The following is a 2,455-nucleotide window of genomic DNA, read 5'->3' as shown; positions in this document are numbered from 1 at the left end:
CTAGTTCCTCGCGATCATACTGAATTCCAACGTCTCATTTTTCATGATCTTTGGAATCACGAGTTGATCAGGAGCATGATTGACTGGGAGTACAGTCAACAGATAGGAGTTCATATTCAGCCATTTAATAATTCCTATCCTTCTGAAGAATATGCAAGCGGTATCGTGTCTCAGGGTAGCTCGCTGAGGGACAAAATTGTGCAAGTTGTGGACTCAATAGCAGATAAGATCCAAAAAAAGTACAGCGTAGTTTGTGTGAGTGGCTCATTTGATACGTTATCACTGATTCGGTTGGCAGTCAGGCTCAAACAGTTACCCCGAAAGCACTGTGAATTTTTTGAAGAGATAAGGATGCCAAGGCCTTCTAATGTTCGAAGTGCAATAGTTATTGATATTGCAGCTGAAAATAGTTTTGAAAAATTCCTGGAAACACACATTATCGACCAAATACCAATTACCTATTTAGAAGGGTATAAGGCACTATTAAAGAAAGTAGATGACATCAGGAGTGAACCCAGAACAATCTTTACAACAAACGAACACCTTACAAATGATTTGTTCAATGTATGGTCCGCCGGTCATGTGGATCAGGGAAAGAAGCTAGTTGTATCGCAACATGGTGGTGCGATTAAGTCTGAAATGACCGTATTTCTTCACCAGGAAAAAATCTCAGATAAAATGATAGTGTGGCACCAGCCGTTGGAGGATAATCATGTTCAATTATCACCTATAAAACTCATTTCTGCTGGGATTAAGAGAAAATCTAAGAAAGATTTGACTTTGGTTGCTTTTGAGGCCGCATTATATCCGTACCGAGCCCAATCTGGACCTAAGGGTCCTCATATAATGGAAGATTATGTTCAGAAACTGGACTTCATCAACGAGCTCGCTCCAGAAGTAACACCCCATCTCAGCATTAGAGCGAGATCAAATGGGCGGGGTTGGTTTCAATCCAAGAATCGATTTGCAGACGATCTCGGTATTCATAAGTGTAGCCCATCATCTAGAACACTGCAGGAAGCGTTTGCGCGTTCCCGGCTCATTGTTTGTACGTATCCGCAGACGACCTTTTCTGAGGCGATGCACTCTGGGATTCCGACTATACTGCTGTATGATGAAAGGCTGTGGCAGTTGGATACTGCGTTTGGGGAGTTAGTCAGTGAATTAAAGAAAAAGCGAGTTGTATTCTCTGATCCAGTCTTAGCAGCTGATCATGTTAATGAAATATGGGAAGACCCAGATGCATGGTGGGCTCTTGAGGATACTACCAGAGTTCGAGAGATGTTTTTTGATCTGTGTGGACGTGTTAGATCAAACTGGCTTAGCGAATGGGTGGGATTCTTCCGGAGCATTAACGAGCCTGGGACTGTCAGGGTAGACCTTGGTTGAACTGATGTGTTATCGGAATAAAAGCCTGGGTATATGAAAAACCCCTTGATTACTCTGTGGGATGCTAGTGGTAAGCCGTCCGAATACCCGGGTATAACGTATACTTGGGAAGGGTACTCGGAAGAGAATGGTGCTCGTTCTCTTTATCGGTATATCGATACTCATGCCGAAAGATTACGTGGAAAATATCTTTCATGGATCCATGAATTAGGACAAAGCCAAGTCAAGCAAAAGCCCCTTATAGATCACTTGGTTATTCAAGACGATTTGAGCTACTGGTGGTTGACTTCGCTTGTCGAAAAGAGTCAGTGGAAGTCGCCTAGGATAAAGGACGCTATTCGTCTATTCGCCTTAGAAGAAATCATTATCCATAACAAGCCAGAAAAGCTTCGACTTGTTACCGCAAATCCAAGTCTTCACAAGGCACTGCGGGACTTATGTCAGAATCTTAATATTGCTTACGAATGGAAACGTTCTTCGATCATCTCCAAGCGTGCACTGAGCTTGCAAGCAGTTTATCAAGCACTGCCAATGTTTTTGAGAGGTTTTATTAGCTTGCGTCATCTGTGGAGTCGCTGGCATCTCAAGAAGCACGCCAAACCAAGATGGTTTGGTGGAGAGAAGGTTTTTTTCTTTTGCTCTTACTTTATCCATTTATGTAAAGAATCGTATGAGCGGGGGGAGTTCTACTCTTACCAATGGGCGGATTTGCCCAAGCTTCTTCAGCGTGAGGGCTATAATACCAATTGGTTGCAACATTACATGGATAGTAGTGACGTTTCTAGTGCTCGAGATGCTCTGAATAGTGCAACAAGTTTTAACCAATCTAGGGAGCAGCACGGGTTACACACTTTTGTTTATAGCTACATAACCTGGGGGGTTGTTCGTCGTGTACTCAGGAATTGGCTTAAGCTCACTTTTATATCATTTCGTCTTCGCAGTATTCAAGAAGCATTCCGCCCAAGAGGGTCCCATTTCTCACTATGGCCCTTGATGAAAGATGATTGGCTGACTTCACTCCGAGGTCCTGTCGCAATCAGTAACTTGCTATGGATTGAGCTTTTTG

At 43.1% G+C, this 2,455-nt stretch carries 2 protein-coding genes; both read left to right on the top strand.

Translation table 11 applies throughout. The features are described 5' to 3' along the window. The coding region (locus ABGY95_RS07140; protein ID WP_347441001.1) for an LIC12162 family protein at positions 1–1,389 on the top strand (1,389 nt) is incomplete at its 5' end. 33 nt (positions 1,390–1,422) lie between these two features. Further along, on the top strand, positions 1,423–2,455 hold a 1,033-nt coding region (locus ABGY95_RS07135), incomplete at its 3' end, for a hypothetical protein (RefSeq protein WP_347441000.1).

This window comes from Rubritalea sp., from assembly GCF_039830215.1.
Lineage (GTDB): Bacteria > Verrucomicrobiota > Verrucomicrobiia > Verrucomicrobiales > Akkermansiaceae > Rubritalea.
Note: the sequence above shows the minus strand (reverse complement) of the source record. Positions and strands in the feature narration are given on the sequence as shown.